Origin of the sequence: Sphingomonas sp. LT1P40 (assembly GCF_036663835.1) — a bacterium.
In the GTDB taxonomy this organism is placed as follows: domain Bacteria; phylum Pseudomonadota; class Alphaproteobacteria; order Sphingomonadales; family Sphingomonadaceae; genus Sphingomonas.
In genome coordinates, this window is sequence record NZ_JAXOJT010000001.1 from 670,368 (window position 1) to 695,288 (window position 24,921).

Annotated in this window: 24 protein-coding genes; 13 read left to right on the forward strand and 11 right to left on the reverse strand. The window is 66.3% G+C overall.

Annotated elements, in window-relative coordinates:
• Positions 1 to 48 precede the first annotated feature (48 nt).
• Complete coding sequence (locus U1702_RS03115; RefSeq protein ID WP_332721956.1) at positions 49 to 1,269, forward strand: NAD(P)/FAD-dependent oxidoreductase; 1,221 nt, start codon at positions 49 to 51, stop codon at positions 1,267 to 1,269.
• Here the strand turns inward: U1702_RS03115 and U1702_RS03120 are convergent, their stop codons facing one another.
• Positions 1,270 to 2,397, reverse strand: a complete 1,128-nt coding sequence (locus U1702_RS03120) for a zinc-binding dehydrogenase (protein ID WP_332721958.1) — start codon at positions 2,395 to 2,397, stop codon at positions 1,270 to 1,272. It lies immediately after the preceding gene.
• Positions 2,398 to 2,549: 152 nt separating this feature from the next.
• Between U1702_RS03120 and U1702_RS03125 the strand changes: the two genes are divergently transcribed.
• Genes U1702_RS03125 through U1702_RS03140 form a run of 4 tightly spaced genes read left to right on the forward strand, consistent with a single transcriptional unit; the run spans position 2,550 to position 7,397 of the window.
• Positions 2,550 to 3,929 (forward strand): TolC family protein, encoded by a 1,380-nt coding sequence (locus U1702_RS03125; RefSeq protein ID WP_332721960.1) that lies wholly within the window; start codon positions 2,550 to 2,552, stop codon positions 3,927 to 3,929.
• Entirely contained in the window at positions 3,926 to 5,653 is a 1,728-nt protein-coding gene (locus U1702_RS03130) for a type I secretion system permease/ATPase (protein WP_332721962.1), read from the forward strand. Before U1702_RS03125 ends, U1702_RS03130 begins: the two co-directional genes overlap by 4 nt.
• A complete protein-coding gene (locus tag U1702_RS03135) occupies positions 5,653 to 6,945 on the forward strand; it encodes an HlyD family type I secretion periplasmic adaptor subunit (RefSeq protein ID WP_332721964.1) in 1,293 nt (430 codons plus the stop codon). Before U1702_RS03130 ends, U1702_RS03135 begins: the two co-directional genes overlap by 1 nt.
• Positions 6,946 to 6,986: 41 nt before the next feature.
• Positions 6,987 to 7,397, forward strand: a complete 411-nt coding sequence (locus U1702_RS03140; RefSeq protein ID WP_332721966.1) for an acyl-CoA thioesterase — start codon at positions 6,987 to 6,989, stop codon at positions 7,395 to 7,397.
• 31 nt (positions 7,398 to 7,428) lie between these two features.
• Here U1702_RS03140 and U1702_RS03145 read toward each other — a convergent pair whose 3' ends face one another.
• The 8 genes from U1702_RS03145 to U1702_RS03180 are packed head-to-tail and all read right to left on the reverse strand — an operon-like array spanning position 7,429 to position 14,206.
• The gene (locus U1702_RS03145; protein ID WP_332721968.1) at positions 7,429 to 7,716 is read right to left on the reverse strand and encodes a barstar family protein; all 288 of its coding nucleotides are present in this window, start codon (positions 7,714 to 7,716) and stop codon (positions 7,429 to 7,431) included.
• Positions 7,717 to 7,721: 5 nt separating this feature from the next.
• Positions 7,722 to 8,213, reverse strand: coding sequence for a methyltransferase family protein (locus U1702_RS03150; RefSeq protein WP_332721970.1), 492 nt, complete (start codon positions 8,211 to 8,213; stop codon positions 7,722 to 7,724).
• A gap of 9 nt (positions 8,214 to 8,222) precedes the next feature.
• Positions 8,223 to 9,098, reverse strand: a complete 876-nt coding sequence (locus tag U1702_RS03155; RefSeq protein ID WP_332721972.1) for an RDD family protein — start codon at positions 9,096 to 9,098, stop codon at positions 8,223 to 8,225.
• Positions 9,091 to 10,092 carry a stage II sporulation protein M gene (locus tag U1702_RS03160; RefSeq protein WP_332721973.1) on the reverse strand — a complete coding sequence of 334 codons (1,002 nt, stop codon included), beginning with the start codon at positions 10,090 to 10,092 and terminating at the stop codon, positions 9,091 to 9,093. Before U1702_RS03160 ends, U1702_RS03155 begins: the two co-directional genes overlap by 8 nt.
• The gene (locus U1702_RS03165) at positions 10,089 to 11,336 is read right to left on the reverse strand and encodes a DUF58 domain-containing protein (RefSeq protein ID WP_332721975.1); all 1,248 of its coding nucleotides are present in this window, start codon (positions 11,334 to 11,336) and stop codon (positions 10,089 to 10,091) included. The genes U1702_RS03160 and U1702_RS03165 overlap by 4 nt, the downstream gene beginning before the upstream one ends.
• Positions 11,337 to 11,373: 37 nt before the next feature.
• Positions 11,374 to 12,330 (reverse strand): AAA family ATPase, encoded by a 957-nt coding sequence (locus U1702_RS03170; RefSeq protein ID WP_332721978.1) that lies wholly within the window; start codon positions 12,328 to 12,330, stop codon positions 11,374 to 11,376.
• Positions 12,327 to 13,523 carry a hypothetical protein gene (locus U1702_RS03175; protein WP_332721980.1) on the reverse strand — a complete coding sequence of 399 codons (1,197 nt, stop codon included), beginning with the start codon at positions 13,521 to 13,523 and terminating at the stop codon, positions 12,327 to 12,329. The genes U1702_RS03170 and U1702_RS03175 overlap by 4 nt, the downstream gene beginning before the upstream one ends.
• Entirely contained in the window at positions 13,520 to 14,206 is a 687-nt protein-coding gene (locus U1702_RS03180) for a hypothetical protein (protein ID WP_332721981.1), read from the reverse strand. The genes U1702_RS03175 and U1702_RS03180 overlap by 4 nt, the downstream gene beginning before the upstream one ends.
• A gap of 124 nt (positions 14,207 to 14,330) precedes the next feature.
• Here U1702_RS03180 and U1702_RS03185 point away from each other — a divergent pair, with 124 nt between their 5' ends.
• Genes U1702_RS03185 through U1702_RS03205 form a run of 5 tightly spaced genes read left to right on the forward strand, consistent with a single transcriptional unit; the run spans position 14,331 to position 18,678 of the window.
• Positions 14,331 to 15,743, forward strand: coding sequence for an amidohydrolase (locus U1702_RS03185; RefSeq protein ID WP_443026827.1), 1,413 nt, complete (start codon positions 14,331 to 14,333; stop codon positions 15,741 to 15,743).
• A complete protein-coding gene (locus tag U1702_RS03190) occupies positions 15,740 to 17,041 on the forward strand; it encodes an amidohydrolase family protein (RefSeq protein WP_332721985.1) in 1,302 nt (433 codons plus the stop codon). Before U1702_RS03185 ends, U1702_RS03190 begins: the two co-directional genes overlap by 4 nt.
• Positions 17,038 to 17,697 (forward strand): TetR/AcrR family transcriptional regulator, encoded by a 660-nt coding sequence (locus U1702_RS03195; RefSeq protein ID WP_332721987.1) that lies wholly within the window; start codon positions 17,038 to 17,040, stop codon positions 17,695 to 17,697. The genes U1702_RS03190 and U1702_RS03195 overlap by 4 nt, the downstream gene beginning before the upstream one ends.
• Positions 17,698 to 17,741: 44 nt before the next feature.
• Positions 17,742 to 18,086, forward strand: a complete 345-nt coding sequence (locus U1702_RS03200) for a hypothetical protein (protein WP_332721989.1) — start codon at positions 17,742 to 17,744, stop codon at positions 18,084 to 18,086.
• Positions 18,087 to 18,126: 40 nt separating this feature from the next.
• A complete protein-coding gene (locus U1702_RS03205) occupies positions 18,127 to 18,678 on the forward strand; it encodes a hypothetical protein (protein ID WP_332721990.1) in 552 nt (183 codons plus the stop codon).
• 55 nt (positions 18,679 to 18,733) lie between these two features.
• Here the strand turns inward: U1702_RS03205 and U1702_RS03210 are convergent, their stop codons facing one another.
• Complete coding sequence (locus U1702_RS03210; RefSeq protein WP_332721992.1) at positions 18,734 to 21,217, reverse strand: PhoX family protein; 2,484 nt, start codon at positions 21,215 to 21,217, stop codon at positions 18,734 to 18,736.
• Between the two features lie 168 nt (positions 21,218 to 21,385).
• Here U1702_RS03210 and U1702_RS03215 point away from each other — a divergent pair, with 168 nt between their 5' ends.
• From U1702_RS03215 to U1702_RS03225, 3 genes are read left to right on the forward strand one after another with little or no spacing between them, the layout of a single operon-like run.
• Positions 21,386 to 21,901, forward strand: coding sequence for a hypothetical protein (locus U1702_RS03215; RefSeq protein WP_332721994.1), 516 nt, complete (start codon positions 21,386 to 21,388; stop codon positions 21,899 to 21,901).
• Positions 21,898 to 22,365: a hypothetical protein gene (locus tag U1702_RS03220; protein ID WP_332721996.1), complete on the forward strand. Its 468-nt coding sequence runs from the start codon at positions 21,898 to 21,900 to the stop codon at positions 22,363 to 22,365. Before U1702_RS03215 ends, U1702_RS03220 begins: the two co-directional genes overlap by 4 nt.
• Positions 22,362 to 22,811, forward strand: coding sequence for a hypothetical protein (locus tag U1702_RS03225; RefSeq protein ID WP_332721998.1), 450 nt, complete (start codon positions 22,362 to 22,364; stop codon positions 22,809 to 22,811). Before U1702_RS03220 ends, U1702_RS03225 begins: the two co-directional genes overlap by 4 nt.
• A 63-nt stretch (positions 22,812 to 22,874) precedes the next feature.
• Here the strand turns inward: U1702_RS03225 and gspD are convergent, their stop codons facing one another.
• Positions 22,875 to 24,917 carry a type II secretion system secretin GspD gene (gspD, locus tag U1702_RS03230; protein ID WP_332722000.1) on the reverse strand — a complete coding sequence of 681 codons (2,043 nt, stop codon included), beginning with the start codon at positions 24,915 to 24,917 and terminating at the stop codon, positions 22,875 to 22,877.
• Between the last annotated feature and the right edge of the window lie 4 nt (positions 24,918 to 24,921).

The window sequence follows — 24,921 nt, forward strand, 5'->3', positions numbered from 1 at the left end:
GATGTTGCCGCTGCTACCCGCGCTGCCAAAGAGCGTGGGAGCGGACGGATGCACTATGATATCGTGATCGTGGGTGCCGGACATGGCGGGGCGCAGGCGGCGATTGCGCTGCGTCAGGCGAAGTTCGAGGGCACGATCGCAATCGTCGGCGACGAGCCGGAATTGCCCTATGAGCGGCCGCCGCTGTCCAAGGAATATCTGTCGGGCGACAAGGCGTTCGAGCGGATTTTGATCCGGCCCGCAGCGTTCTGGGACGAGCGCGGGGTGGCGATGTTGCTGAACCGGCGCGTGGTGACGGTCGATCCGGAGGCGCACAGTGTCACAACGGCGGATGGCGCAACGATCGGCTACGGCCAACTGATCTGGGCCACCGGCGGGTCGCCGCGCCGGATTGGCTGTGCGGGCAACGACTTGATTGGCGTGCATACGGTGCGCACGCGGGCCGATGCCGACCGCATGACGGCCGAGATGGCGGGTGTGACGCAGGCGGTGGTGATCGGCGGCGGCTATATCGGGCTGGAGGCGGCGGCGGTGCTGGCGAAGTTCGGCAAGAAGGTCGTGCTGCTGGAAGCGCTGGACCGCGTGCTGGCGCGGGTGGCGGGGGAGCCGCTGTCGCGCTTTTACGAGGCAGAGCATCGCGCGCATGGCGTCGACGTGCGGCTGGGCGTGGCGGTCGACTGCATCGAGGGTTCAGGCAGGGTCAGCGGCGTTCGGATGCACGACGGGGAGGTGATCCCTGCGCAAATGGTGATCGTGGGCATCGGCATCATTCCGGCGGTCGAACCGCTGATCGCTGCGGGTGCCGAGGGCGGCAATGGCGTGGCGGTGGATGCGCAGTGCCGCACATCGCTGCCCGATATTTATGCGATCGGGGATTGTGCGCTGCATTCTAACGGCTTTGCCGACGGGATGCCGATCCGGCTGGAATCGGTGCAGAATGCCAACGATCAGGCGACATTGGTGGCCAAGACGATCATGGGCGCGGAATTGGCCTATGACGCGGTGCCGTGGTTCTGGTCGAACCAGTATGACCTGAAATTGCAGACGGTCGGGCTGTCGACCAGGTTCGATGCGACAGTCGTGCGCGGCGATCCGGCGACACGCAGTTTTTCGGTAATCTACCTGAAGGAAGGTCGCGTGATCGCACTCGACTGCGTCAACGCGACCAAGGATTATGTACAGGGGCGCAAGCTGGTGGTCGACCGGCTGTCGCCCGATGTGGCGAAGCTGGCCGACCCCCAGATATTACTCAAGGAACTCGCGGTCTGATCACGCCTGCGGGAGGATCAGATATTTCTCACCGGTCGCGCGACGGTTGTAGGCGGCGATGATGTCGGGCTTGACGGCTTCGTCGAGCGAGATACGGCTGGTGTAGGCGCTGGCGAAGGTGGTGCGGATCTCGGCCGCGACCTTGGTGCGCATGCGGCCGATTTCCTCGGGGCCGGCGAGTTGCAGATACGGCGTCAGCAGCCAACCGCCGATGCCCCATTTCATGCCGAAGCCGCGGTTGATCTCGGTCGGTGCGGTGCTGAGGCCGCCATAGATATAGACCTGCTTCATCTGGGTTGAGCCATAGGGGCCGTTGGCCGGGTTGGTGCGGACCGCAGCGGTTTCCATCGCGGTGAGGATCTGTCCGGCGAGGCGTCCGCCGCCGATCGCGTCGAAGGCCAGATAGGCTTCGGTTTCGGCGATCGCCTCGGTCAGACTGGCCATGAAGTCTGGCGCGCTGCTGTCGATGACATGGGTCGCGCCGAGTTCGCGGAGTAACGTCGCCTGCGTCTCGCTGCGAACGATGTTGACCAACGGCACGCCTTCGCTGCGGGTTAGCTTGACCAGCATTTGCCCGAGATTGGAGGCGGCGGCGGTGTGGACGATCCCCTTATACCCCTCGCGGCGCATCGTGCCGATCATGCCGAGCGTGGTCATCGGATTGACGAAGGACGATGCGCCTTCCTCTGCGCTGACGCCGTCCGGCAGGACGAGGCAGTCGCGGGCGCGGGCGATGCGATATTGCGCGTAGCAGCCGCCACCGGCGACCGCGACGACCTTGCCGAGCAGCGACTGTGCCGCTGGATCGTCACCCGCCGCGACGATGGTTCCGGCCCCTTCGTTGCCGATCGGGATCGGTTTGCCCGCACGCACCGCGACGTGGCGGCGAAGGGCTTCCGGGATTTCGGCGCGGGCACCAACACCGATCGAGGTAAAGGCGTTGGCGTCCGCCACGCTGAGCATCACGGCGAGGTCGGAAGGGTTGATCGGGGTCGCCTCGATGCGGATCAGCACTTCGTCCCCGGCGGGCTGTGGCACGGGGGCGGGGTGAAGGGTAAGTTCGAGCGCGCCATCCTGGGTGACGGTCGAGATCAGCTGACGGGCTTCTGCTGGAAGCGATTGGGTCACGGGCATCCTCCTCTATTTTTCCACGCCATACCGCTTTTTCTAAAAGGCTTTCAACCGTTCGATCTCAAACTGGTGCATAGAGGGCGTAGCCAAAGGTAAAACTGCCAGCTAAGTGCCTGAACGTGTTCCGGGGTTGGGTAAATTTTGGCGCGATGACGCTGGCTGCGACCTGTGCGCTGACCGCCAGCGCTTTGCGCGCGCAGGACCGGCTGCCGCCGCCGCAGGGCCAGCCGCTGTCGATCGACTTTGCGGGCGATCCCGTGCTGGGCCTGAGCGAGCGATTCGCGCCCGAAATCGCGTTTCGGGACAATGTCGAAGCGGCGGTGCGGCGGCACCCCTCGATCGCCGAAGCACTGGCGATCACCGATGAGGCGCGGGCAGGCGTCGACGAGGCGATCTGGGCACGGTTGCCACGCGGCGAGGCGAGCATCAGCAAGTATCGCGTGCTGGCGCGCGAGTTCGACAACCAGCTGGACAATATCGTCGAGCGGTCGCGCCCCGACACGCGCACCGACGCGATTCTGAGCCTGAACCAGACCGCGATCGACTGGGGCGCGGGCGCGGTGCGGATGACGGCGGCTGGGGCGCGGCTGCGCGCGGCATCGGCGGATGCCAAGGCGAGCGCGGATCGCGTCGCGCTGGCGACGGTCGCGTCCTGGTATGACGTGTTCGGCTTTCGCGCGCTGGTCGCGCTGACGCAATCGTTCCGCGAGGGCGAACAGAAGCTGCGCGAGGCACTGCAGGAGCGGGTGAAACAGGGTGTGGCGGCGGAAACCGACATCGCCCGGATCGACAGCGCCATCGCCCAGGCTGAAACGCGTGAAGCGCAGTTTCGCCGACGGCTGGCGAGCGCCGAGGCGCGCTATCGCGAACTGACCGGGGCGGAAGCACCGGACGGGCTGCAACGCGCGCCCGCCGCACCGCGCATGATCGCCTCGCGCGATGCGGCGACGGCCGCGGCCGGGCAGAACCCGGCGGTCGAGAGTGCGAACGAGCTGGCAAAGGCCGCCCGGAAGGAAGCCAGTGCGGTCGTGCGCGACCAGCTGCCGGTGATCGGCGTCGGTATCGACGCGGGCCGCTATGGCCTGTTGGAGGATCGCCGCGATTACGACGTGCGCGCGTCCGTCACGTTGCGTTATCAGCTGTTCGGCGGCGGGCCTGCGCGCGTGCAACAGGCTGCGGCACGATCGCGCGCGCAACAGGCGCGTGCCGACCGCGTGCGCGAAGAGGCCGAGCGCGATGCCGCCATCGCCTATAGCGATGTCGAGGCGCTGGAGGAGCAACTCGCCGCGCTGACGCGATCCTATATGGCGGCGCGGCGTTCGCGCGATGCGATCGTCGAGCGGTTTCGTGCGGCGCGAGGGACATTGTTCGACGTGCTGGCCGCCGAGGACGCCTATTTCGAGAGTGCCACCGCGTACATTCAGGGCCTGTCGGAGCTGGATGCGGCGCGTTACGCGCTATTGTCACGGACGGGCAAGTTGCTGCCGCATCTGCGCATCGACACCGGGCTGTGGGAGAATGGCCGGTGAATGGCGAACATCTGGTCGAAGATCCCAAGCCACGCTTTGCGCCGTGGCTGCTCGAGCCGATGCGGCGGAACTCGGCGACCTATTGGAAAGTCGCGCTGGCGGCGGCGCTGGTCAATATCTTCACGCTGCTGACCTCGCTTTTTTCGATGATCGTCTATGACCGCGTGTTGCCGAACAACGCGATCTCGTCGCTGATCGGGCTAACGATCGGGCTGATCATCATCCTGGTGTTCGACTTCATTCTGAAAATGCTGCGCGCCTATTTCGTGGACATAGCGGGTGCCGATATCGACCGCGACGTTGGCGGCAATGTGTTCGGGCGGCTGCTGGCGATGCGGCTGGAACTGAAAAAAGGATCGACCGGTGCGATGGCCGGGCTGATGCGCGAGCTGGAGGCGATCCGCGATTTCTTCGCGTCGGCGACGCTGCTGGCGGTGGTCGATGTACCCTTCATCCTGCTGACATTGGTGGTGATCGCGCTGATCGGCGGGCCGGTCGCGCTGGTCCCGGCGATCCTGGTGCCGCTGGTGATCCTGGTCGGCTGGTTGACTCAGCCTGCGCTCGACCGGCTGACCGCGCAGTCGATGCGCGAGGGGCTGGTGAAGCAATCGGTGCTGGTCGAGACGATTGGCGGGCTGGAGACGGTGAAGGCGGCGGGCGCGGGTCCGTTGCTCGCGGGACGCTGGATGGATGCGGTCGAGCATCAGTCGGACAGTTCGATGCGACAGCGCATGGTGGCGGCGATCGCCACTACCTTTGCCGGATCGGCGGGGGTGATCGCCTATAGCGGGATCGTCATCGTCGGCGTGTTCGAAATCGGTGCGGGCAACATGACGATGGGTGCGTTGATTGCGTGCTCGATTCTGGGCAGCCGCGCGATCGCGCCGCTGGGACAGATCGCGCAATTGCTGTCGCGCCTGACCGCGACCAAGACCGCCTATCGCCAGATCAAGGCGCTGATGGATCAGCCGGTCGAGGGACCGGTGGGTGAGGGCATCAAGCTGGCGGCCCCGCAGGGCGGGATCGAGCTGCGCAACGTCACCTTCCGCTATCCCGGCGCGGCGGAGCCGTCGTTGAACGAAGTCAGCCTGAAGATCGAGCCGGGCGAGCGCGTTGCGGTGCTGGGCCGGGTGGGGTCGGGCAAGTCGACGCTCGCGCGGCTGATCCTGGGGCTATACCCGCCCGAGGATGGGCTGGTGATGCTGGACGGCACCGATATCCGCCAGCTGGATACGTCATTTCGTCGCGGGATGGGCGCGGCATTGCAGGAAAGCGTGCTGCTGACCGGCACGATCCGCGAGAATATCGTGCTGGGGCGTGAGGGCGTGGACGATGCCGAACTGATGCGCGTGTCCGAATTGTCGGGCGCACACCAGTTCGTCGGGCGCACCGCCAATGGCTATGATCTGCGACTGGCCGATCGCGGCGAAGGGCTGTCAGGCGGGCAGCGGCAGGCGATTGCGCTGGCACGTGCGCTGGTGGGCAAGCCGCAACTGGTGGTGCTCGACGAGCCGACGAGTGCAATGGATTCGCAGTCGGAAAGCGCATTGCTTCAACGGCTGGCAGTGGAGCTGAAGGGGCGGACCCTGGTCCTCATCACCCATCGGCCGCAGTTGATGCAGCTGGTCGACCGCATCATCGTGCTCGATGCTGGCAAGGTGATGATGGACGGACCGCGCGACGCGGTATTGCGCAAGCTCTCACCCCCGAAGGCGGTCGCCTGATGCATCTGGAAGATATTCCCGACCGGCTGAAGCCGCGTGCCGGGTCGAACCTGTTGCTGTGGTTCATCGTCGGATTTTTCGTGCTGTTCACGATCTGGGCGGCGCTGACCGAGCTGGAGCGTACCGTGCGCGGCATGGGCAAGGTGATGCCGAGTTCGCAGTTGCAGGTCGTGTCCAATCTGGAGGGCGGGATCATCGATGCGATCCTGGTGCGTACCGGACAGCGTGTGAAGCGCGGCGATCCGCTAATCCGGCTGGACGCGACGCTGACCGGCGGCGAGCTGGGCAGCGGACAGGCGACGACGGGCGCGCTCGGCATGAAGATCGCGCGGCTGGAGGCGGAGGTGCGTGGGACGTCGCCTAACTACCCCGCCGCGGTGGATGCGACGATGGCACAGCAGCTGCGGATCGAGCAGGCGCTGCACGCATCGCGTATGGCCGATCTGTCGGCGCGGACGGCGGCGGGTAATGCCCGGCTGACACAGGCGCGGCGGATGGTGAGCGAGGCGCAGTCGGCATGGGACGCGCGGCGCGCGGTGGCAGAGGCGCGGCGGTCGGAGGTGACATTGGTGCGGCCGTTGGTCGAGCGTGGCATCGAACCGCGGCTGAGCCTGATCCAGGCGGAAAGCGCGGCGCGATCGGCCGAGGCGGAGACAGCGGGCGCGCTGACCGGGATTTCACGCGCCAGCGCGGCGGTGGCGGAGGCGGCGGCGTCGCTGAACGCGGTGCGGCAGGACTGGCGCGCGACGGCGGCGAACGAGCTGGCGGCGGCGCAGGCCGAGCAGTCGGCGCGCAGCGTGGGGCTGCCGGCGTTGCAAGCGCGGCTGGACCGGACGGTGGTGCGATCACCGCTGAACGGCCAGATCAACCGCGTGCTGGTGACGACGCGCGGCGGAACGGTGCAGCCGGCACAGCCTCTGGTCGAGATCGTTCCCGCCGAGGACGGGTTGCTGATCGAAGTGCAGATCCGGCCCCAGGACATTGCGTTTGTCACGATGGGGCAGAAGGCGCGGGTGTCGGTCACGGCCTATGACCGGGCGGTTTATGGCGCGCTGGACGGGGAGGTCGTGGCGATTTCGCCCGATGCGGTGACCAACGAGCAGGACGGCAGCACCTTCTATATCGCACGCGTGCGGACCACGACCAACATCCTGCGCGATCCACGGGGGCAGCCGCGCGCGATTACGCCGGGCATGGTCGCGGAAGTCGATGTGCTGGGGGACAAGCGCACGATCCTGCAATATATCCTGAACCCGATCACGCGTGTGGGGCGCACCGCGTTCCGCGAATAATCGCGCTCGCGTTCGGCGGTGGTTTACGTTAAGGTCAATTCGTGAACCAGACCGCAGCCCCGTTCGAGTTTCCGATCCCCGTCGATCCGGCGGACATCGATTTCATGGGGCATGTCAACAATGCCAGTTACCTGAAATGGGTACAGGCGGCGGTGTTGGGCCATTGGCAGAAGCTGGCCCCTGCCGAGGAAGTGGCGAGCCATCTGTGGGTCGCGCTGAAGCATGAGATTACGTACCGAAAGCCCGCCTTCCTGAACGACGAGGTCGTGGCGACGGTGCTGCTGGAAAAGGTGCAGGGGGTGCGCGCCTTTTACGAGACGATCATCCGGCGTGGCGACGAAGTGCTGGCCGAGGTGAAGTCGAGCTGGTGCTGCATCGACGCCCAGACGCTGCGCCCGGCGCGGATCGCGGAGCATATCGTCGAGCATTTCTTTGGGAAGCGTGAGGGCTGAGGCTGATTTAGTCGTCGTCAGGACAGTCTAATCAAACCAGTTCAATTTCGGTTTGAGTAGTCTCGCTGGCGATGCGTTGCAGCTCTCCTAGGAACGAAACGCCGCTATCAAGTCGAAGCGCGCTTAAATGGCTCGTGTTTGTGAAGCTTAGCTTCACTTCTCCGGGCCAACCCGGGCCACCACCTTCGATCGCGTCCCAGAACGCATCCAGATTGCGTCCGAAGAAATCTGCACTCTCTGGTTGAACTGCATTTAGGTAACGCTGCCAGAACTCTTGGGTTGAAACGACACCTGTGCAATCGATGTAGATTGTCTGCATCAGGATTACAGCCAGCGCGGGACGCGGTGGGCGTAGTCGATGTACGGCGTGCCGAACTTCGCGGCCATGTAGCGTTCCTCGCGGACGATGACACCGTAGTGGATCGTCATGATGAGCGGGATCAGCAGCCAGAAGACCACGGGCGCGTTCGCCGCGATGCCGAGCGCGATGTAGAGCAGGGTCATGCCGAGATACATCGGGTTGCGGGTGAAGCGGTAGATGCCGGTGACGACCAGCGCCGTGGTCGGTTGCCATGGCGGGGGCGGGGTGCCGGCCTTGCCGAAATTGCGCACGGCGGCGGCGATGAAGGCAGCACCGGCGAGCGCGAACAGCGCCACGGCGGTCCAGCGCAGCGACGCGGGCATATCGAGGCCCTGCGTGCGGACGACGCCATATTCTAGCGCAACTCCAGCAATCAGGAAGGCGAGGAAGATCAGCGGCGGTGGGGCGATGACGCCTGCGGTATCGCGGCCTGAAGTGCTGGGGGTGTCGGTCATGATTGCCCCTTAACTCGCCGAATCGAACTTGTCTCGCTTGCGCTGGCCGAACAGCAGGCGGCGTTCGAGATGGAGCCGCGCGGCGGCGTAATAGGCGTCGAGAAAGGCGCGATCGTCGCCGTCGTCCCTGCGGCCGATCTTGCGGCGGATGACGCCCGCGACGGTGGTGATCGTATCGGGATCGTCGCGGTGGAGGACGTCCTCGAGACGCTGAACCTCGAACTGGCCATAGGTGGCGAGCTCTTCGGCGGTGAAGGCGTAGGCGTCGATCGCGGCACCGTCATTTGCGGCGAGAAGGTCGGGCGCGATCTTCGGGCGCTCATTCTCGACGATCCAGGTTCCGGCAAGCAGATCGCCAGCGCGAAGCCTATCGCGGTTGAACACGGGCATGAACATGAAGATCGCCGTCCAGCCAAAGCCGAACAGTGCGAGCCAGCGGTTGCTGAATCCCTGTGCCTGAGCGGTAGCGATGAAGATCAGGGGGAGGAAGATTTCGACCTCGCGCATCAGATTGCGGGCGAGGATCGCGCCGCCGGTCAATCGCCCGCCATCGCGCGCGACGACGCGTAGCTTGAGCGCACGCTTGCCCGGTGTGGCGGCGCGCGCGCCGCTCTCGAACAGGGTGAAGTAGAAATTCCGCAGCAGGAAGAAGCCGAGCAGCCAGATGATTGCAGCCGGCCCGGCGGCGCTGCTTTCGCCCAGGATCATATAGGCCACGATCGTCAGCGCGATCAGCCCGACGAGCATGATGACCGCGTCGATGGTGAATGCCCCCGCGCGTGCGCCCGCGCCGCCGAGGCGGATGTGCAGCTTCACCCCCTCTGGCGTAACCAGTTCGCGGATGCGGCGCTCCGGTCCCGTGGGCTTCTTCTTACGCTCAGCCATGCCTGCTGCGTCCCACAAGCGCGAAATAGCCGACCCAGATCGCGAACATCGTCGCGGCGATGGCGTAGCGGGCGACATCGGCTGTGATGAGCTGGCGCGCGAACCCTTCGAGCAGGCCCGCGACAAGCAGCATGATGACGACGCCGATCATCACCAGCGCGCCGCGCCGTCCCGCTTCGCCCGCCGCCGCCATGCGGCTGCGGGCGCCGGGGAAGGCGACGGCACGGCCGATATGCAGACCCGCGCCGCCCGCAAGGATGATCGCGGACAATTCGGTCGAGCCGTGGATCAAGAGCCAGCCAGTGAAGCCGAAGGCGAGGCCCTTCGGGATGAAAACCGCATACATCGCGCCGAGCAGCACGCCGTTGGAGGCGATCAGGAACAGGGTCGGGATGCCGAAGGCGAAGCCCAAAGCGAACGCCATGATCGAAATCTGGGCATTGTGGGTGAAGAGATAGGTGGCGAAAATCTCCAGCCCGCCGCTGTTTGGGCGGTCGTAGAGGGTGGAGCGCAGATGATCTGTGGTCGCCGCCATATCGCGGCCACCGGCCATTTCGGGCGGGATGATTGCGGCGAACCAGGCGGGGTCGCCGAGCACGAGAAAATAGCCCGCGATGGCGCTGGCGAAGAACAGCGCGGCGATCAGCAGCGTTTCCGCGAAGATGCCGCGCACGGCGGCCGACCAGCCGCCCGCGAAGAAGCCGCCGATCTGTCGCCACGAGGAGTCGCGGCAACCGTAGAGGATGAAATAGGCGCGGGTGGAGAGGCTCTCCAGATAACCGATCATCGAGGCGTCGAGCGAGGTTTCGCGGGCGATCGAGAGGGCGGAAAGGGTGGCGCGGTAAAGGCGGGGGAGTTCGACCAGATCGTCGTTGGTGAGGCGGCGCGGGGATTTCTTCTCGACCAGATCGAGCAGCGTTTCGAGCCGCTTCCAGTCGGCTTCGCGCTCAGTCCGGAAGTGGCGGACGCCAAAGGCTGGTTGTAGGGCAGTCATGGGCGTTCGCGATCCCGGACATAGCGTTCGGCGAGGGTCAGGGCGACGTCGTCGGGGGCCGCTTCGAGGACGTCGATCCCGAGGCGTTTGAGGCGCTCGATGACGATGCGGCGCTCGCGTTGCAGAGTGTGGGCGACGTTGGTGCGGACGATGTCGTCGCCCTGTTCGGGTCGGGCATCGAGGATCGCGTCGAGTTCGGTGTCGTGGAACAGGACGAAAAGCACGCGGTGGCGTTTGAGCATCCGCGCGGCGGCGGCGATCATCAGTTCGGCGCTGGTCGGGTCGGTGAATTCGGTGAACAGGATGACAAGGCTGCGGCGTTGCAGGCGCTGATCGAGCGAGACTAGCGAAAGGGTGTAGTTGCTCTCCGCGGTGCCGTAATCGATCCCCGCTGCGGTGCGGTGGAGCGTAGCGAAGCCGTTGGTGCCGCTCACGCTGCCGGAATCCGCGCTGGGGCGGCCGGAGAAGCCGAATAGGCGGACATTGTCGCCCGATTTGAGCGCAACAAAGGCGGCGAGCAACGCGGCGGAGACGGCGCGATCGACGCGGGGCAGGCCATCGACCGGCTCGCTCATCGCGCGGCCGCAGTCGATGGCGAAGACGACGGCATTGTCGCGTTCGGTGCGATATTCGCGGGCGTGAAGTGAGAAGTGGCGGGCGGAGGATTTCCAGTCGATCGCGCGGCGCTCCATGCCCGGCTGAAAATCGGTAAGCGACTGAAACTCGGTGCCGTCGCCGCTTTCGGGACGGATGCGGGTGCCGAACTGGCGGCTCTTGAGGAATTGGCGCATGCCCTGCTCGCGTACCGGGCGCAGGTCGGGGAGGACGAGCAGTTCGGCATCGACCGCGCGGCTGCGCTGACGCCAGGCGAGACCAAGCGGGCCGGAAATGCGGCCCCAGATGCGGTTAATCTTCGCCGTGCCACGCCGCGCGGCGGTGAAGGCGAGCGGGCTGTCGGTCGGGTCCAGCGGGGCGGTGACGTCGGCGGCGTAGCGCAGGGCATCGCCGCCCGCCGGGGCCAGCTCGACGCGCTGGCCGACCTCGACCGAGCCGGGAATCGACAGCGCGAGTTCGCCGTCTTGGATCGGGCGCGCCATCATGCCGTCGAGCGCGACCAGCACGCACACGGCAAACACCCACAGCACGGACATCAGCCACCCATCGGGCTGGGTCACGCCCAGCAACAGCCCGACCGGGGCGGCCGCCAGCGCAAGCACCACGGCACGCTGGGTGGGAACGATCAACGCGTTGCCTCGACTGGATCGATGAGCGGCGCGGCGCTCATCGAGGGGCCTCGACCCGGTCGATCAGCTGGGCCACGATATCGTCGGCGCGGCGACCGTCGATCTCGGCAGCTGGCGACAGCACGACGCGGTGGCGCAGCAAGGGCGCGGCGAGCAGCTTGACGTCATCCGGGATGACATAATCGCGCCCCTCAAGCGCGGCGGCAGCACGCGCGGCGGCGGCGAGCGCGGACGCGGCACGCGGCGACGCGCCATTGGCGAGATCAGCATGGCCGCGCGTGGCACGGATCAGTGAGACGACATAGGCGATGACCTCCTCGCTCAGCCGCACGCCGAGTACGGCTTCGCTGGCGGCGGTGAGCGTGGCGCTATCGGCAACCTGTTCGACGCCGCTATCCTCCGGGCGCGGCGAGCCGGTGCGCGTGCCATATTGCGCGACGATCGCGCGTTCGGATTCCTCATCGGGATAGTCGATCGCGAGTTTGAACAGGAAACGGTCGAGCTGTGCCTCGGGCAGGGGATAGACGCCCTGTTGCTCGATCGGGTTTTGCGTGGCGACGACGGTGAAGCGCTCGGACAGTTTTTGCGTTTCGCCGTCGATCGTGACGGCGCGTTCCTGCATCGCCTCAAGCAACGCCGCCTGAGTCTTGGGCGGGGTGCGGTTGATTTCGTCCGCCAGCAGGAGTTCGGTGAAGACCGGGCCGCGCGTCAGCTGGAACGACGAGGTCTGGAAGTTGAACAGGCTGGCCCCGATGATGTCGCCGGGCATCAGATCGGGCGTGAACTGGATGCGCCCGAAATCGAGGCCGAGCGTGCGCGCGAAGCTCTGTGCCAGCAGCGTCTTGGCGGTTCCCGGTGCCCCTTCGAGCAGGACGTGGCCGCCGGAGAGCATGGCGATCGTCAGGTAACGGGTGGCGGTGGACTGGCCGACCACCGCTTTTGCCACCTCACGATCGATCGCCGCGCCTAATGCGCGGACCTCTTCGAGGTTCATGCCTTCACTTCCTTTCGCCAATCGTCGAGTTTCTGTGCCGCATGGAGCAGTTCCGCCTCGCTTGCAGCGGTGCGGGTGCGCGATGCCCATGCGGCATAGGGTGTTTCGGTTTTGAGACTGTCCAGATGCGCGTCGAGTGCCTCGCCTTGAAGCGTGCGGGGGAGGGCGAGATGGCGTGCGGCCCAGTCGCGGATCGTATCGGCATAGGCACCGCCGCCCTCCCGCGTGCGACCGGCTCGACGGGCGAGGCTGACGATATTCTCGATCAATGCGCGCTTGCCGAAGGCGACGGCGCGGGGTTCGCGGCGCGGCGGGCCGAAGCGGGAGAGGGTGGCGAGACCCGCCAACAACGCCGCGACGAACAGCGCGATGGTGACTCCCGCAAAGGGCGGCTCGAACATCAGTTGCACCAGATTGCGGCCGCCCGCGCCGTAAGGGAGCATCGTGTCGAATGTAATCTGCCCGGGATGATCGGGGTCGAGTGCGGCGAGCAGCGCGATCGCCGCGCGGGCGTTCTGGCGGTGGGCGAGGGCGTGATTATTGAGCAGATCCGGGTCGGCGAGGATGTAGGTGTGGGTCCCGCGAATTTCGGCGAGCACGGCGCTGCCATCGGGCGCGGCGATCAGCGTTGCGACCTTGTCCCCCGCGATCGACTGGATCGCTTCGGGGGTTCGAAACGGAGGGAAGTCCAAACTGGTATTGCTGCGAAGTACGCCCTTCCCGGTGTGGCGAACGGCGACCTGCGCGAGCGGGGCGAGCATGTCCTGCAAGGTTTTTGGCGAGACCGTGCCGACGCGCTCCTCCCGCCCCGGCCGCAGTTTTTGCGGGCGCGCCAGCCATTTGGGCAGCACGATCAGCACGGGGGTGCTTTCGCCAGCCGCTTCCCGAAGCGCGGCGGACAGTTCCGCAGGCTTGGTCGCCAGGTTCGGGGTGAGGATGAGCAGCCCGTTGTCGGGGCGGGCGTCGGGATCGCCGGACAGTGTAATCTTACCGCCGGAACGTTCGATCAGCAGGTTGAGCGCGTGGAAGCCGGTGGCGAAACGCGAGGCCGGACTAGGGGCATTGCCGCGTTGACGCTCGACCAGTCCGCCATAGCCGCTGACCAGCAGGAAGCCGAGCATCATGACCAATCCCGCCAGGATCAGCAGCAGGACGGTGCGCGTGCGGAACGGGCTGGCGGGGGTAGCACTCATGCCCGCTTGCCCAGCGCGAACCCGGCATAATCGGCGCGGGCGCGCGTCCAGTCGGATTCGGCCAGCGTGTTCCCCGCAAACAGGCTGCGTTCGACGTCGGCGACGATGCGGGAGAACACATTGCGGGCCGGGTCGGGCAGGCCGTCGAAGCGGGCGATATCGCGGCTGGTGAGCGAGGGACGCAGCGCATCGCCGCGCCAGCGTTCGATATCCTCGATGCTGCGGTGGAGGATCAGTCGGACGGCTTCGGAATAATGGCCGAAAGCGGCCAGCCGGTCAGCCTCGTCCAGCAAAGCGCGTGCGACGCTAGCTTCGGGTTGCCAGCCGACCGGGGTGGCGGTCGCGGCGCGGTGCGGTATGAAGCGTGTTGCGAGCCATTCGCGCGCCGCCGGGAAGATCGCAAGCAGCAGTGCGATGACGGCGGCGGCAATGGCGATCCACATCAGAACGGTCCAGCCATCGCCGACCCATTTGACGAAGCGGTCGAGCAAATCGATCAGTTCGGTCAGCCAGCGTGGCGGTGGATTAGCCTCTGGTTTGTACCAAGGGAGGTCGTACTGGATCGAGCCGTCGGCGCGAACGGTGCGGTGCGCGGCATCGACGGCGGCGGGATCGCCGAATGGCGCGGCGGTGCCGGGCGCGGGGGCGGCACCCTGCGCGGCGGCAGTTGCGCCCGTTGTCATTGCCAAACCCCCATTCATCCCCTTGGAGCAAATCGGCAAATTGCGCGCAACGCTTTTCACCCCTAACGATGTCGAAACACGACCGATCACGGTTGCAACATGGGGATTTCGCGCGTTGATCCGTATCATCATCGGGGCTGCTGCTGCTGCCAGTTTGGCCGCCTGTACGGCGGATGCCGGGAGCAAGCCAAAAAGCGCATCATCAGACGCGCCGTCGCGGGGGCCGGGCAAGGGCAAGGGGTTCGATTACAACCCGTACCCGTCGACCTACAAAACCTATCCCGGCGTGCCGACTCTGCTGACCAACGTCACCATTTTCGACGGTGAAGGCGGGCGGATTGACGGCGGCGCAGTGCTGTTCCGCGACGGCAAGATCGTCGACGTGGGCCAGTCGATTGCGTCACCGCAGGGTGCGACGGTGATCGACGGGCGCGGCAAATATGTGACTCCCGGCGTGATCGACGTGCATAGCCATCTGGGCGACTACCCCTCGCCGGGCGTGCAGGCCCATTCAGACGGCAACGAGGCGACCAGCCCGGTCACTCCCGAAGTATGGGCCGAACATAGCATCTGGCCACAGGACCCGGGTTTCAGCCGCGCGCTGGCCAATGGCGGCGTGACGACATTGCAGATCCTGCCCGGTTCGGCGAATCTGTTCGGTGGACGCAGCGTGACGTTGAAGAACGTCTATGCGCGGACGATGCAGGGGATGAAGTTTCCCGACGCACCCTATGGCCTGAAGATGGCGTGCGGCGAGAACCCGAAGCGCGTCTATGGCGGGAAGGGGCGGATGCCGTCGACGCGGATGGGCAATATTGCGCTGGACCGTGCCACCTGGCTGCGGGCGGTGGACTACAAAAAGCGCTGGGATCGGTACGAGGAGCGCGGGGGCGAAGCGCCGGGGCGCGATGTGGCGATGGACACGCTGCGTGGCGTGCTGAGCGGCGACATCATCGTCCATAACCACTGCTATCGCGCCGACGAAATGGCCGTCGTTCTCGATATGGCGAAGGAGTTCGGGTATAAGGTCGGGACATTCCATCACGCGGTAGAGGCCTACAAGATCGCCGATTTGTTGAAGGCGAACGGGACTTGCGCGGCGGTGTGGGCCGACTGGTGGGGCTTCAAGATGGAATCCTATGACGCGATCGAGGAAAATCTGGCGATCCTGGAGCGCGAGGGGGCGTGCGGGATGATCCATTCGGACGACGCCAACGGCATCCAGCGGCTGAACCAGGAAATCGCCAAGGTGCGCGCGGCGGCGAAGCGGTCGGGCTATGACATTCCGGAAGAGCAGGCGTGGAAATGGGCGGCGATCGCGCCCGCCCGGGCCCTTGGCATCGACAAGGTCACCGGCAGCCTGAAGGCGGGCAAGATGGCGGACGTGGTGCTGTGGAACGGCAATCCGTTCAGCGTCTATACGCGGCCGGAGAAGGTGTGGATCGACGGGGCATTGCTGTACGATGCCTATAACCCCAAATTGCGGCCTGTATCCGATTTCGAGCTGGGCCAGCCAGGCGAGGGAGACGTCAAGTGAAGCATCTCCTGATGACTGCCGCCGCGTTGATCGTGGCGTTTCCGGTGGCGGCGCAGACCGTGGCGGTGACCAATGCGAAGCTGGTGCTGGGCGATGGATCGGCGCCGGTCGAGGGTGGCACGGTGGTGGTGCGCGACGGGCGTGTGGTGGCCGCCGGGGCCGGGGTAGCGGTGCCGGCGGGCGTGACCGTGGTCGATGCGGGCGGCAAATGGGTGACGCCGGGCATCTTTGCCGGGTTTACGCGCATGGGCATCGTTGAGGTCGATGGGGTCGAGGAAACCAACGATGCAGGGGCGGGGAGCTCGCCGTTCAAGGCATCGATCGATGTCGTCCCGGCGGTCAACCCGCGGACCAGCGCGATCACACTCAACCGTGCCGAGGGGATTACGCGCGCGGTGGTGGCACCACAGGCGCGCGGGTCGATCTTTGCCGGGCAGGGCGCGATCATCGATCTGGGCGCGGATATGGACGCGGTGAGCAAGCCGCGCGCCTTCCAGTTCATGGAATATGGCGAGACCGGTGCGGCGCGTGCCGGGGGCAGCCGTCCGGCCGCCTACGCAATGCTGAAGAACATATTGTTCGAGGTGCGCGATTATGTGCGTGCGCCGGGCGGCTTTGCCGATCGCGGCAAGGATGCGTTGCTGACGCGGGCCGATGCGCAAGCTTTGGTGCCGGTGGTCAACGGGACGGTGCCGTTGCTGGTGCATGTCGAGCGGGCGTCGGACATATTGGTCATCATCGGGTTGAAGCGGGACTTGCCCGCGTTGAAGCTGGTGCTGGTTGGGGCGACCGAGGGCTGGACCGTGGCGTCGCAGATTGCGGCGGCGAATGTGCCGGTGCTGGCGTCGGCGCTGGCCGATCTGCCCGCGTCGTTCGAACAGCTGGCGGCGACCCAGTCGAATATCGGGCGATTGAAAAAAGCGGGCGTGACGGTCGGCATTGGCATGATCAACGACGACGAGACCCGACAGGCGCGGCTGGTGAAGCAATATGCCGGCAATCTGGTCGCGCTGAGCAAAATCCCGGGCGCGGCAGGGCTTGATTGGGGACAGGCGTTTGCGACGATCAGCTCGAAACCGGCCGAGGCGATGGGCATGGGCGCGGAGTTCGGGTCGCTGCGGCCTGGACGGCACGGTGACGTGGTGATCTGGGACGGCGACCCGCTGGAGATCGGCAGCGCCGCGGTGCGGGTGTTCATCGATGGCGTCGATCAACCGCTGACGACGCGCCAGGACAAGCTCCGGGACCGCTATTTCGATCCGAAGGAAGGCGTGTTGCCCAAGGCGTATCAGCGTTGAACGTCGCGTTGAAACCCGGCTGGTTCGGATGCGAACCGCGCCGCGCGGGGCGGCCACGCGATCCGGCCAAATATGCCGCGATTGTGGAGGCGGCGCGCGTGGCGTTCTTTGCGCGGGGGTTTCACGCGGCGACGATCGAGGACATTGCGCAGTCCGCCGGGGTATCGAAGGTCACGGTTTATAGCCGCTTCGGCGACAAGGAGACGCTGTTCGAGGAGGTGATCCGCGTGGAGAGCGCGCGGATGGCGGCGACGTTCGAGGAGGTGCTGGCGGCGGGGCACAGCCTGGCGGATCAGCTCAACGCATTCGGCATCGCGCTGGCCGGGTTCAAGTTCAGCGAGGAACATGTCGCTGTCGACCGCGTGCTGATGAACGAGATCGCGCAGATTCCGTCGCTGGCGCAGCGTTTCTATGCGGCGGGTCCACAAATCTGTTTCGACCGGTTGGCGGCGGTGCTGAGCGAGGCTGCCGTGCGTGGTGAGATCGAGATCGACGATCCGATGCGGGCGGCGGAGGATATTTGCGGACTATGGCTGGGCGCTGGCGATCTGGGCATCAAATTGGGGTTGGAGCCGCTGCCCTCGTCCGAGGTGCTGCGGGAGAAGGTCATGCGCGCCACACGGCTGTTTCTGAAAATGGTCGGATCGAAGGCGTGACACCAGACGTTCTTGGCTGCGTTATTCCGTCGAGGTGTAGTTTCATGCGGAAAACCTATCTGGCGATGACGGCGGCGATGCTGCTGACGGCGTGTGGCGGCGGGGAGTCGGCTACCAACAACAGCATCGACAATGTGACGGCGGGCAACGAAGCCGACGCGACCAACTATCAGGCAGAAGTGATCGCGCTGGCGCCGGGGCAGCAGAATGGCGTGTTCCTGCGCGCGGTGCGCGATGCCGGGCTGGAGTGTCAGGAAGTGCGCGAGAGCGAGCGGATCGACCCGGTCAAGGGCAACCCGGCGTGGCGGATTCGTTGCGGCAAGGTGCCGCACATCATCTCGATCACGAAGGACGGGACCGCGAACATCGTCAGCCGGACGGATATGTAGCGGCGATCGCGGACTTCGTCCGCAACAGGGCGGGGGCCGTATGAGTGGGTTCGAGTTTATCTTTTCACTGTTCGGGCTGTTGCTCGGGCTGGCGCTCGCCGAGGGGCTGGGCGGGCTCTCGCGTGCGCTGAAGGCGAGCCACAAGGTTAGGATCGGCTGGTCGACGGCGCTGTTGGGCCTGTTTGTCTCGTGCGACGTCATCACCTTCTGGGGCTATGGCTGGGCGCTGCGCGAACTGTTGCCGATGAGCTGGCCGGCGCTGTTCGGCGGGTTTTTGGTCACAGCGATTTACTACGTCGCGGCTTCGCTGGTGTTTCCGAGTGAGTCCGAGGAATGGAGCGATCTCGACGCCTATTTCGACAAGCATTACCGCAAGGTGCTGGGCGGCGTCCTGGTTTGTAATGTCGTCTTGCTGGCGACTGCCGCCGTTTTGACCGGGCTACCCGGTGCCACGTCGCTCAGGACCATCTTGCTGACCTGGTCGTTCTTTCCGGTCACGCTGCTGGCGATCGCGGTGAAGGACCGCCGGATTGTGATCGGGTGCCTGAGCTGGCTGATCCTGCTCTATCCGCTCTCGGCACTCTGGCATTAAAAAAGGGCGGGGAGGCGGATCGCTCCGCCTCCCCGTTCAGGCTGGGGGCATTTCTTTACAGGCCGACGACACCGCCATCGTTGCGGGTGATCGCCACCACGGCAGAGCGCGGGCGGGTGCCCGCTGGAGCCGTTCCGGTGGCCTGGCTGGCTGGCCAGGCGCTGCTCGGTGCGGTTGCGGTGCCGCCTTCACCCGGATGCTGGATGCCGACGAACAGCGTGCGGCCATCGGGGGTCGAGTCGACGCCGGTGATCTCGCATTCGACCGGACCGATCAGGAAGCGCTTGAGCGTCGCGTCGGTTGCCAGCGCACCACGGCGGGTGGTCTGAGTCGCCGTGGCACCGCCGGTGCCGCGGTTGGTGATGGTCACGGGCTGACCATCGTTGGTGGCACCCGGCATCGCCACCAGCATCTGGTTATTGGTGCGATCCGTGAAGGCACCGTCATCGGTCTGGATCCACAGCAGCGGATTGACGAGGCCGCCTGCATTGCTGGGCCGCGAGAACCACAGCCCGTCCGGGCTGGAGAAGTCGTTGGCGGCGGTCAGGCCCGAGATATTGACGTCGCTGTTCGAGTCCGCCGAATCGGCGCCGAACAGATAGATGTCCCATGCAAAGGTCAGCGCGGCGGGATCGTCGCCGGTTTCGCGCAGGCGCAGGATATGGCCGTTGGGATTGCCATATTGTGCCGAGTTCGCCGGACCGGTGGGGTCGTTATAGTGGCGCGGATTGGCGGCGTCGGTACCCGCCAATGGGCGCAGCGCGGCGTTGTTGTTGGTGAGGGTGAGGTAAATCTCGCCCGTCACCGGGTTGGTCGCGGTCCATTCCGGACGATCCATCTTGGTCGCGCCGACCGCGTCACCGGCGAGGCGCGGGTTGACGAGGATGTCGGCCTGATCCGCAAAGGCATAGGCGACGTCCGCACCCTGAGCAGGACGGTCAGGAACGGTCCCGAACGTCAGCGGTGTCCAGCTGCCGCTGCCATTAGCGGCGAACTTGGCGACGTAAAGCGTGCCGGTGTCGAGATATTTGTCGCCGATCGACAGGCGGTTCGCGTTTTGCGCGTCTGCCGGATCCCAGCTCACGCTTGAGACGAATTTGTAGAAATACTCGCCGCGCGAGTCGTCGCCGAGATAGACCGAAACCTTCTTGCCTGCGGTCAGCTTGCCCAGCCATGCACCTTCATGGCCAAGGCGGCCGAGTGCGGTGCGCTTCCGTGGCGCAGCGGCCTTGTCATAAGGATCGAATTCCAGGCACCAGCCGAGCTGGTTGGGTTCGTTGCGATAATCGTCGGTGGCCGATGCGCCGGTCGCGCGGGCATCCCAGCGCTTGAAGATCGTGCTCGTCGCGTCGGCGGGGACGACCGAGGCCCACCCATAGTTGCCGCTGGTGCTGGTCACGCCATAGCGGCGCAGCGACACCAGTTCGCGCGGGGTGCGCGCGGCATTGTCGGAAGACGGACGGGCGAAATAACCGGCCCAGTTTTCCTCACAAGTGATGTTAGTGCCCCATAAGGTGTGGCCGTTGGCGCAGTTGTTGATCGTCCCGCGACCGGTGGTGCCGTCGTTCGAGAAGGCGGTGCGCAGATATGCGGTGCCGCGCACCGGGCCGTTGAACACGACCGGCGTGTTCGGCGTGATGCGGCGATTGAAGGTCGAACCCTGGACATAGCTCCAGGCGCGGCTTGCACCCTCGACATATTCGGTGACCGACACGCCGTGTGCCTCGATCTCCTTGATCGCTTCCGCTTCGGGACGCGGCAAGGTCAGCGTCGGGCCGGCGGGGTGGAGGTATTGAATGTTCAGATTTTCGTGGTTCTGGACCATCAGGCCGCGCACTGAGCCATTGTCGTCGCGCGCACCGGCGGCGGTTAGGCCGTACCAGTAGAGCGCGTCGCCATGATCGCCGATGCGGTTGGCGAAGCCGGTGTCGGTACCGTCATTCTTGTACGCCGCGACGCCGGTTGCGATCGGATCGCCGAGGCGGGTCATCACGGTGACGGTGTAGCCCGCAGGGACAGTAACGACGTCGTTCTTGTTCTTGGCGAGCGAGGTGAAGCCCAGCGCGGCGGGCGAGACGCCGACCTGCGTGGTGCCGGTCGTGGTCTGACCCGCGCTGTCGATCGCGCTGTACTGAAAGGTCAGGGTCGTGGTCGTGCCGACGCTGGGCGCGATGAAGCTGGCGTTCGGCGTGTTCGCACCGATCAGCGTGACGGCCGGACCGGCGGTCTGCACCCAGGCAGAGGTGATCGCGCCATTGTCGGTGGCGTTCGCGGTCAGCGTGACAACGCGACCCGAGTTGCTGACGCCCGACGAGCCGACCGAGATCAGATTTGGAAACGGATCCTTGGTCCCGCCATCGTCGCAGCCGGCGAGCAGGCTGCCGCCGAACACCGCGACGGCCGCAGCCGATGCGCCCGACCGCAGCGTGGCACGACGCGAGTAGCGCGCCTCGATCATTGCGTTCAGCGTGGGATTGCCGGTGTTGTTGGTGTCGACGTCGCCGTCGCTGTAGCTCAAGGCCAGACCCGTTTCAGTCATTTGCATGTTTACCCCATGTTCCGAATCCCTGACGGATGCGGTTACCTGGCTGGCTGTGGCGACGGCGCTTTACAGCATGATGCAAGCGCAGCGACGGTTACGCGTCAGTACCGGGTCAGTTCGATGACAGGCTGTCCTTTGCTGCGCGGTGGCGGTAGATCGCGGGCGATGACGGATGAGCGCGACAGCTTGATCGATCGTGCGGCGCGGCGGCTTGCGGTGGCGGATGTGCGAGCACCGCGTGCTGCGTGGGCGGGGGTGGACTGGCGGTTTGCGGCGGCGCTGGCCGGGGTGATCGCGCTGGGGCCGCTGGCGACGATCGTGGGGGCCGGGGTCCTGGAAAGATCGGTGCGGGCGGAAGCGGTGCGGCTGGAGACGGCAGCGTCGCCGCGGATGAAGGTGGAGGCGCGCGAGCGGGCGGCGCGCGAGATGCTGCGCACGGCAGCGCGCGATGCGACGGTGGCGGTATGGCTCGACCGGGTAGCGGCGGCGCTGCCATCCGACGTGCGCGTGGTGGGGATGGCGAAGCTGGCGGACGGTGGCATGGCGCTGGAGGTTTCGACGCCGGACCCGGATTTGCTGCGCGGGCGGCTGCGGCGCAATCCGGCACTGGCGGGGCTGCGCGAAACCGGGCAGCGGCGCAGCGGGGCGATGATCGTCGTGACGTTGCGGCAGTTGCCATGAACCGCGCGACGGTGATCGCTGGAGTCGGCGGTGGCGTGCTTGCGCTGGTGTTGCTGGCACCGGTGACGGGGACGGCGCTGGGGCGGCTGGAGCGCGCGCGCGAGGCGCGGGTCGAGGCTGAGGCTTTGGCGAAGGCTGGACCGGAGCGGCGGGTTGCGCTGGTGGCGCCGGGGTTGCGAGTATCGGGCGGTGGCGAGGCGGCGGCTGCCGGAGCGGTCGAGCGTCAGATTCGGCAGCTGGCGGCGCAAGGCGGGGTGCTGGTCGAGCAGGCAGCGCGGGTGCCTGCGGGTGGCGGACTGGTCCGCCTGCGGCTGCGGCTGTCGGGGCCGGACAAGGCCGTCATAGCGCTCGCCGACCGGATCGAGCGTGAGGTGCCGCTGGTGCGGTTTGCGTCGTGGCGGGTCACTGCGCTGTCGGGCGGCGGGTTGCGGCTGGATGGCGAGGCGGTGGCGGCGTGGCGTTGACGCGGCAGCAGGGACTCGCGCTGGGTGCGGCGGCGTGCTTCGCGGTGGCGATGCCGCTGGTGTTATTGTTGTTTGGCGACCCGCTAGTGGTCACCAACACCCGCGAGCCCGACCGCGCGATCATTCCCCCGCCGGTCGCCCCGGTTGCGGCGGTGTATGAACGGGCGTTGTTCGCGCCATTATTGGAAGGGTCCGAGGGCGGCGACGCAGCGCCCGCCGATGCACCGGCGCTGGTCGGGATCGCAGGGCGGCTCAATCGGGATGCGGTGGCGCTGGTGCGGCTGGCCGATGGCGGGTCGCGGAGTATCGCGGTGGGGGAAAGCGTCGAGGGCTGGCGGCTGGAGAGTCTGGCGATCGACGCGGCGTATTTTACGCGCGGCCGTGAACGGGTGCGGGTGGCGATGGCGGCGGCGGATGAGGCTGAGACGGACGGGGCGGAGCGTTAGCGGCGGCTGCCCTCACCCGTCCGCACCGTTGGCGCTCCCTCCCTCTCCCAGAGGGAGAGGGATTTAGTAAATCCCGTCGATTTCCAGCGTCAGGCGCGGCTGAAGCGGGCGCAACAGGAGGTTGCTTGGCGTGTTCTGATCGAGTTCCTCGGCGCGCAGGCGGGCATATTTCTGTTTCGCGATGGCGGCAGCATCCTCACCGTTGCGCAGGATCGTGGGCTTCAGGAAGATGAACAAAGTGCGCTTGTTGCGCGTCTCGCGGCGGCTCTTGAACAGCTCGCCCAGGATCGGGATGTCGCCCAGGATCGGCACCTGGCTCTTGATCTGGCCATAGTCGTCGGAGGTGAGGCCGCCGAGCATGATCGTCTGACCATTGTCGACGAGCACCGTGGTGTTGATCGCGCGGCGGTTGGTGATGAGGTCGGTTGCCTGACTGAGCTGGGTCGGGGCGATCGACGATGCTTCCTGCACCACCTCCAGCCGGATCGTGTCGCCCGCGTTGATGCGCGGCAGGACGCGCAATGTGATGCCGACATCCTTGCGCTCGACCGAGGTATAGGGCGTCACGTCGCTGGAATCGGTGAGGATCGAGCCGGTGATGAACGGCACTTCCTGTGCGACGATGAACTCGCCGACCTTGTTGTCCAGTGTCGTGATCTGGGGCGTGGAGAGCAGGTTCGATTTCGACGAGGTGCCGAGCGCCTGAACGAGGATCGAAAAATTATCGCCGAAGCCGATATTGGCGGTGAGACCAGGTCCGAGCGCGCCCGCGATCGGCACGTCGAGCGCGGCGAGGATCGCGCCGAGCGACGGGCCGGCGGTGGAGAAGGACGTCGCCGCCCCCTCGACTTGCGTCAGCGCCGCGCCGCTGGTGCCGAGCTGGATCGCCAGCGCCTCCGCCTCGTCGCCGGTGATTTCGGCGATGGCGGCCTCGATCAGCACCTGTGGGCGGCGCACGTCGAGATCGCCGATCAGCACTTCGATCGCGGCGACGGCGCTGGGGGTGCCGCGCACGACGATGGCGTTGATATCGGGTGAGGGCTGGACGGTGAGTTCGGGTGTGGTGAAGCCTTGCGGGGTCGACTCCTGCTGCTGCCCCAGTTGTTGCTGCGATTGGGTGGCGGCGGCTGCCGCTGCCGCGCCAACTTGGGCCGGATTGCTGCCGCCCGATGCGATCAGCCCGCCAAGTACGCCGGTCGGGCTGCGCGGGTTGCGCTGCCCCGACAGGCTGCGTGCGACCGGGTTGGTGGTGGTCGCTTCCTGACCCAGGACGCCGCGCAGCACTTCCGTCACCGCTTCGGCATCGGCATAGTTGAGGCGGATCACGCGGGTCTGCGGCGTTGCGCCGCCGGGGGTGTCGAGCGAGGCGATCATGCGGCGGGCATCGGACACGGCCGAGGCCGTGCCGCGCACGATGATGGTGTTGCTGCGCCCGTCGGCTGCGACGCGCGCGCCACCCGCTGCGGCATCGCCCATGACGCTCTGAAGCGCCTGAGCGACTTCGGCGGCATTGCCGTTGCGCAGGGTTACCGTGGCGAAGGTCAGGCCGCCGCCGCCGCCGTCGAGCGAGCGCAGGATGCTTTCGATGCGGCGGACGTTATCGGCATAGTCGGTGACGACGACGGCGTTAGGCCGTTCCAGCGGCTCGACACTGCCGAAGCTGGCGACGAGCGGGCGCACGACGCGTGCGGCCTCTGCCGAGGGAACGTTGGCGAGGCGGATCATGCGGGTGATGAGTTCCTGCCCCGAGGCGCTGCGTGACGAGGTGCCGCCGTCGCGCACGGCGTTACCCTGGGGCACGATTCGCCAAGCGCGGCCGGAGCGGACGGCGGCGAAACCGTTGGCGCGCAGGACGGACTGAAACAACTCCCACACGCCCGCAGGCGAAAGCGGGGTGGCGGAGGTAACGGTGACGGTGCCCTTGACCGACGGGTCGAGGATCAGGGTGCGACCGGTAAGGCGCGAAATCTGATCGGCGACGTCGGCGATCTCGACACCGCGCATGTTGACGACGATGTCGGACGCCTCGTTTTGCGCGAGTACGGGCTGCGCGGCCATGCTGGCGAGCGCGATAGCGAGTAGGCTGGAGCGGATCGGATTCGGCACGGGT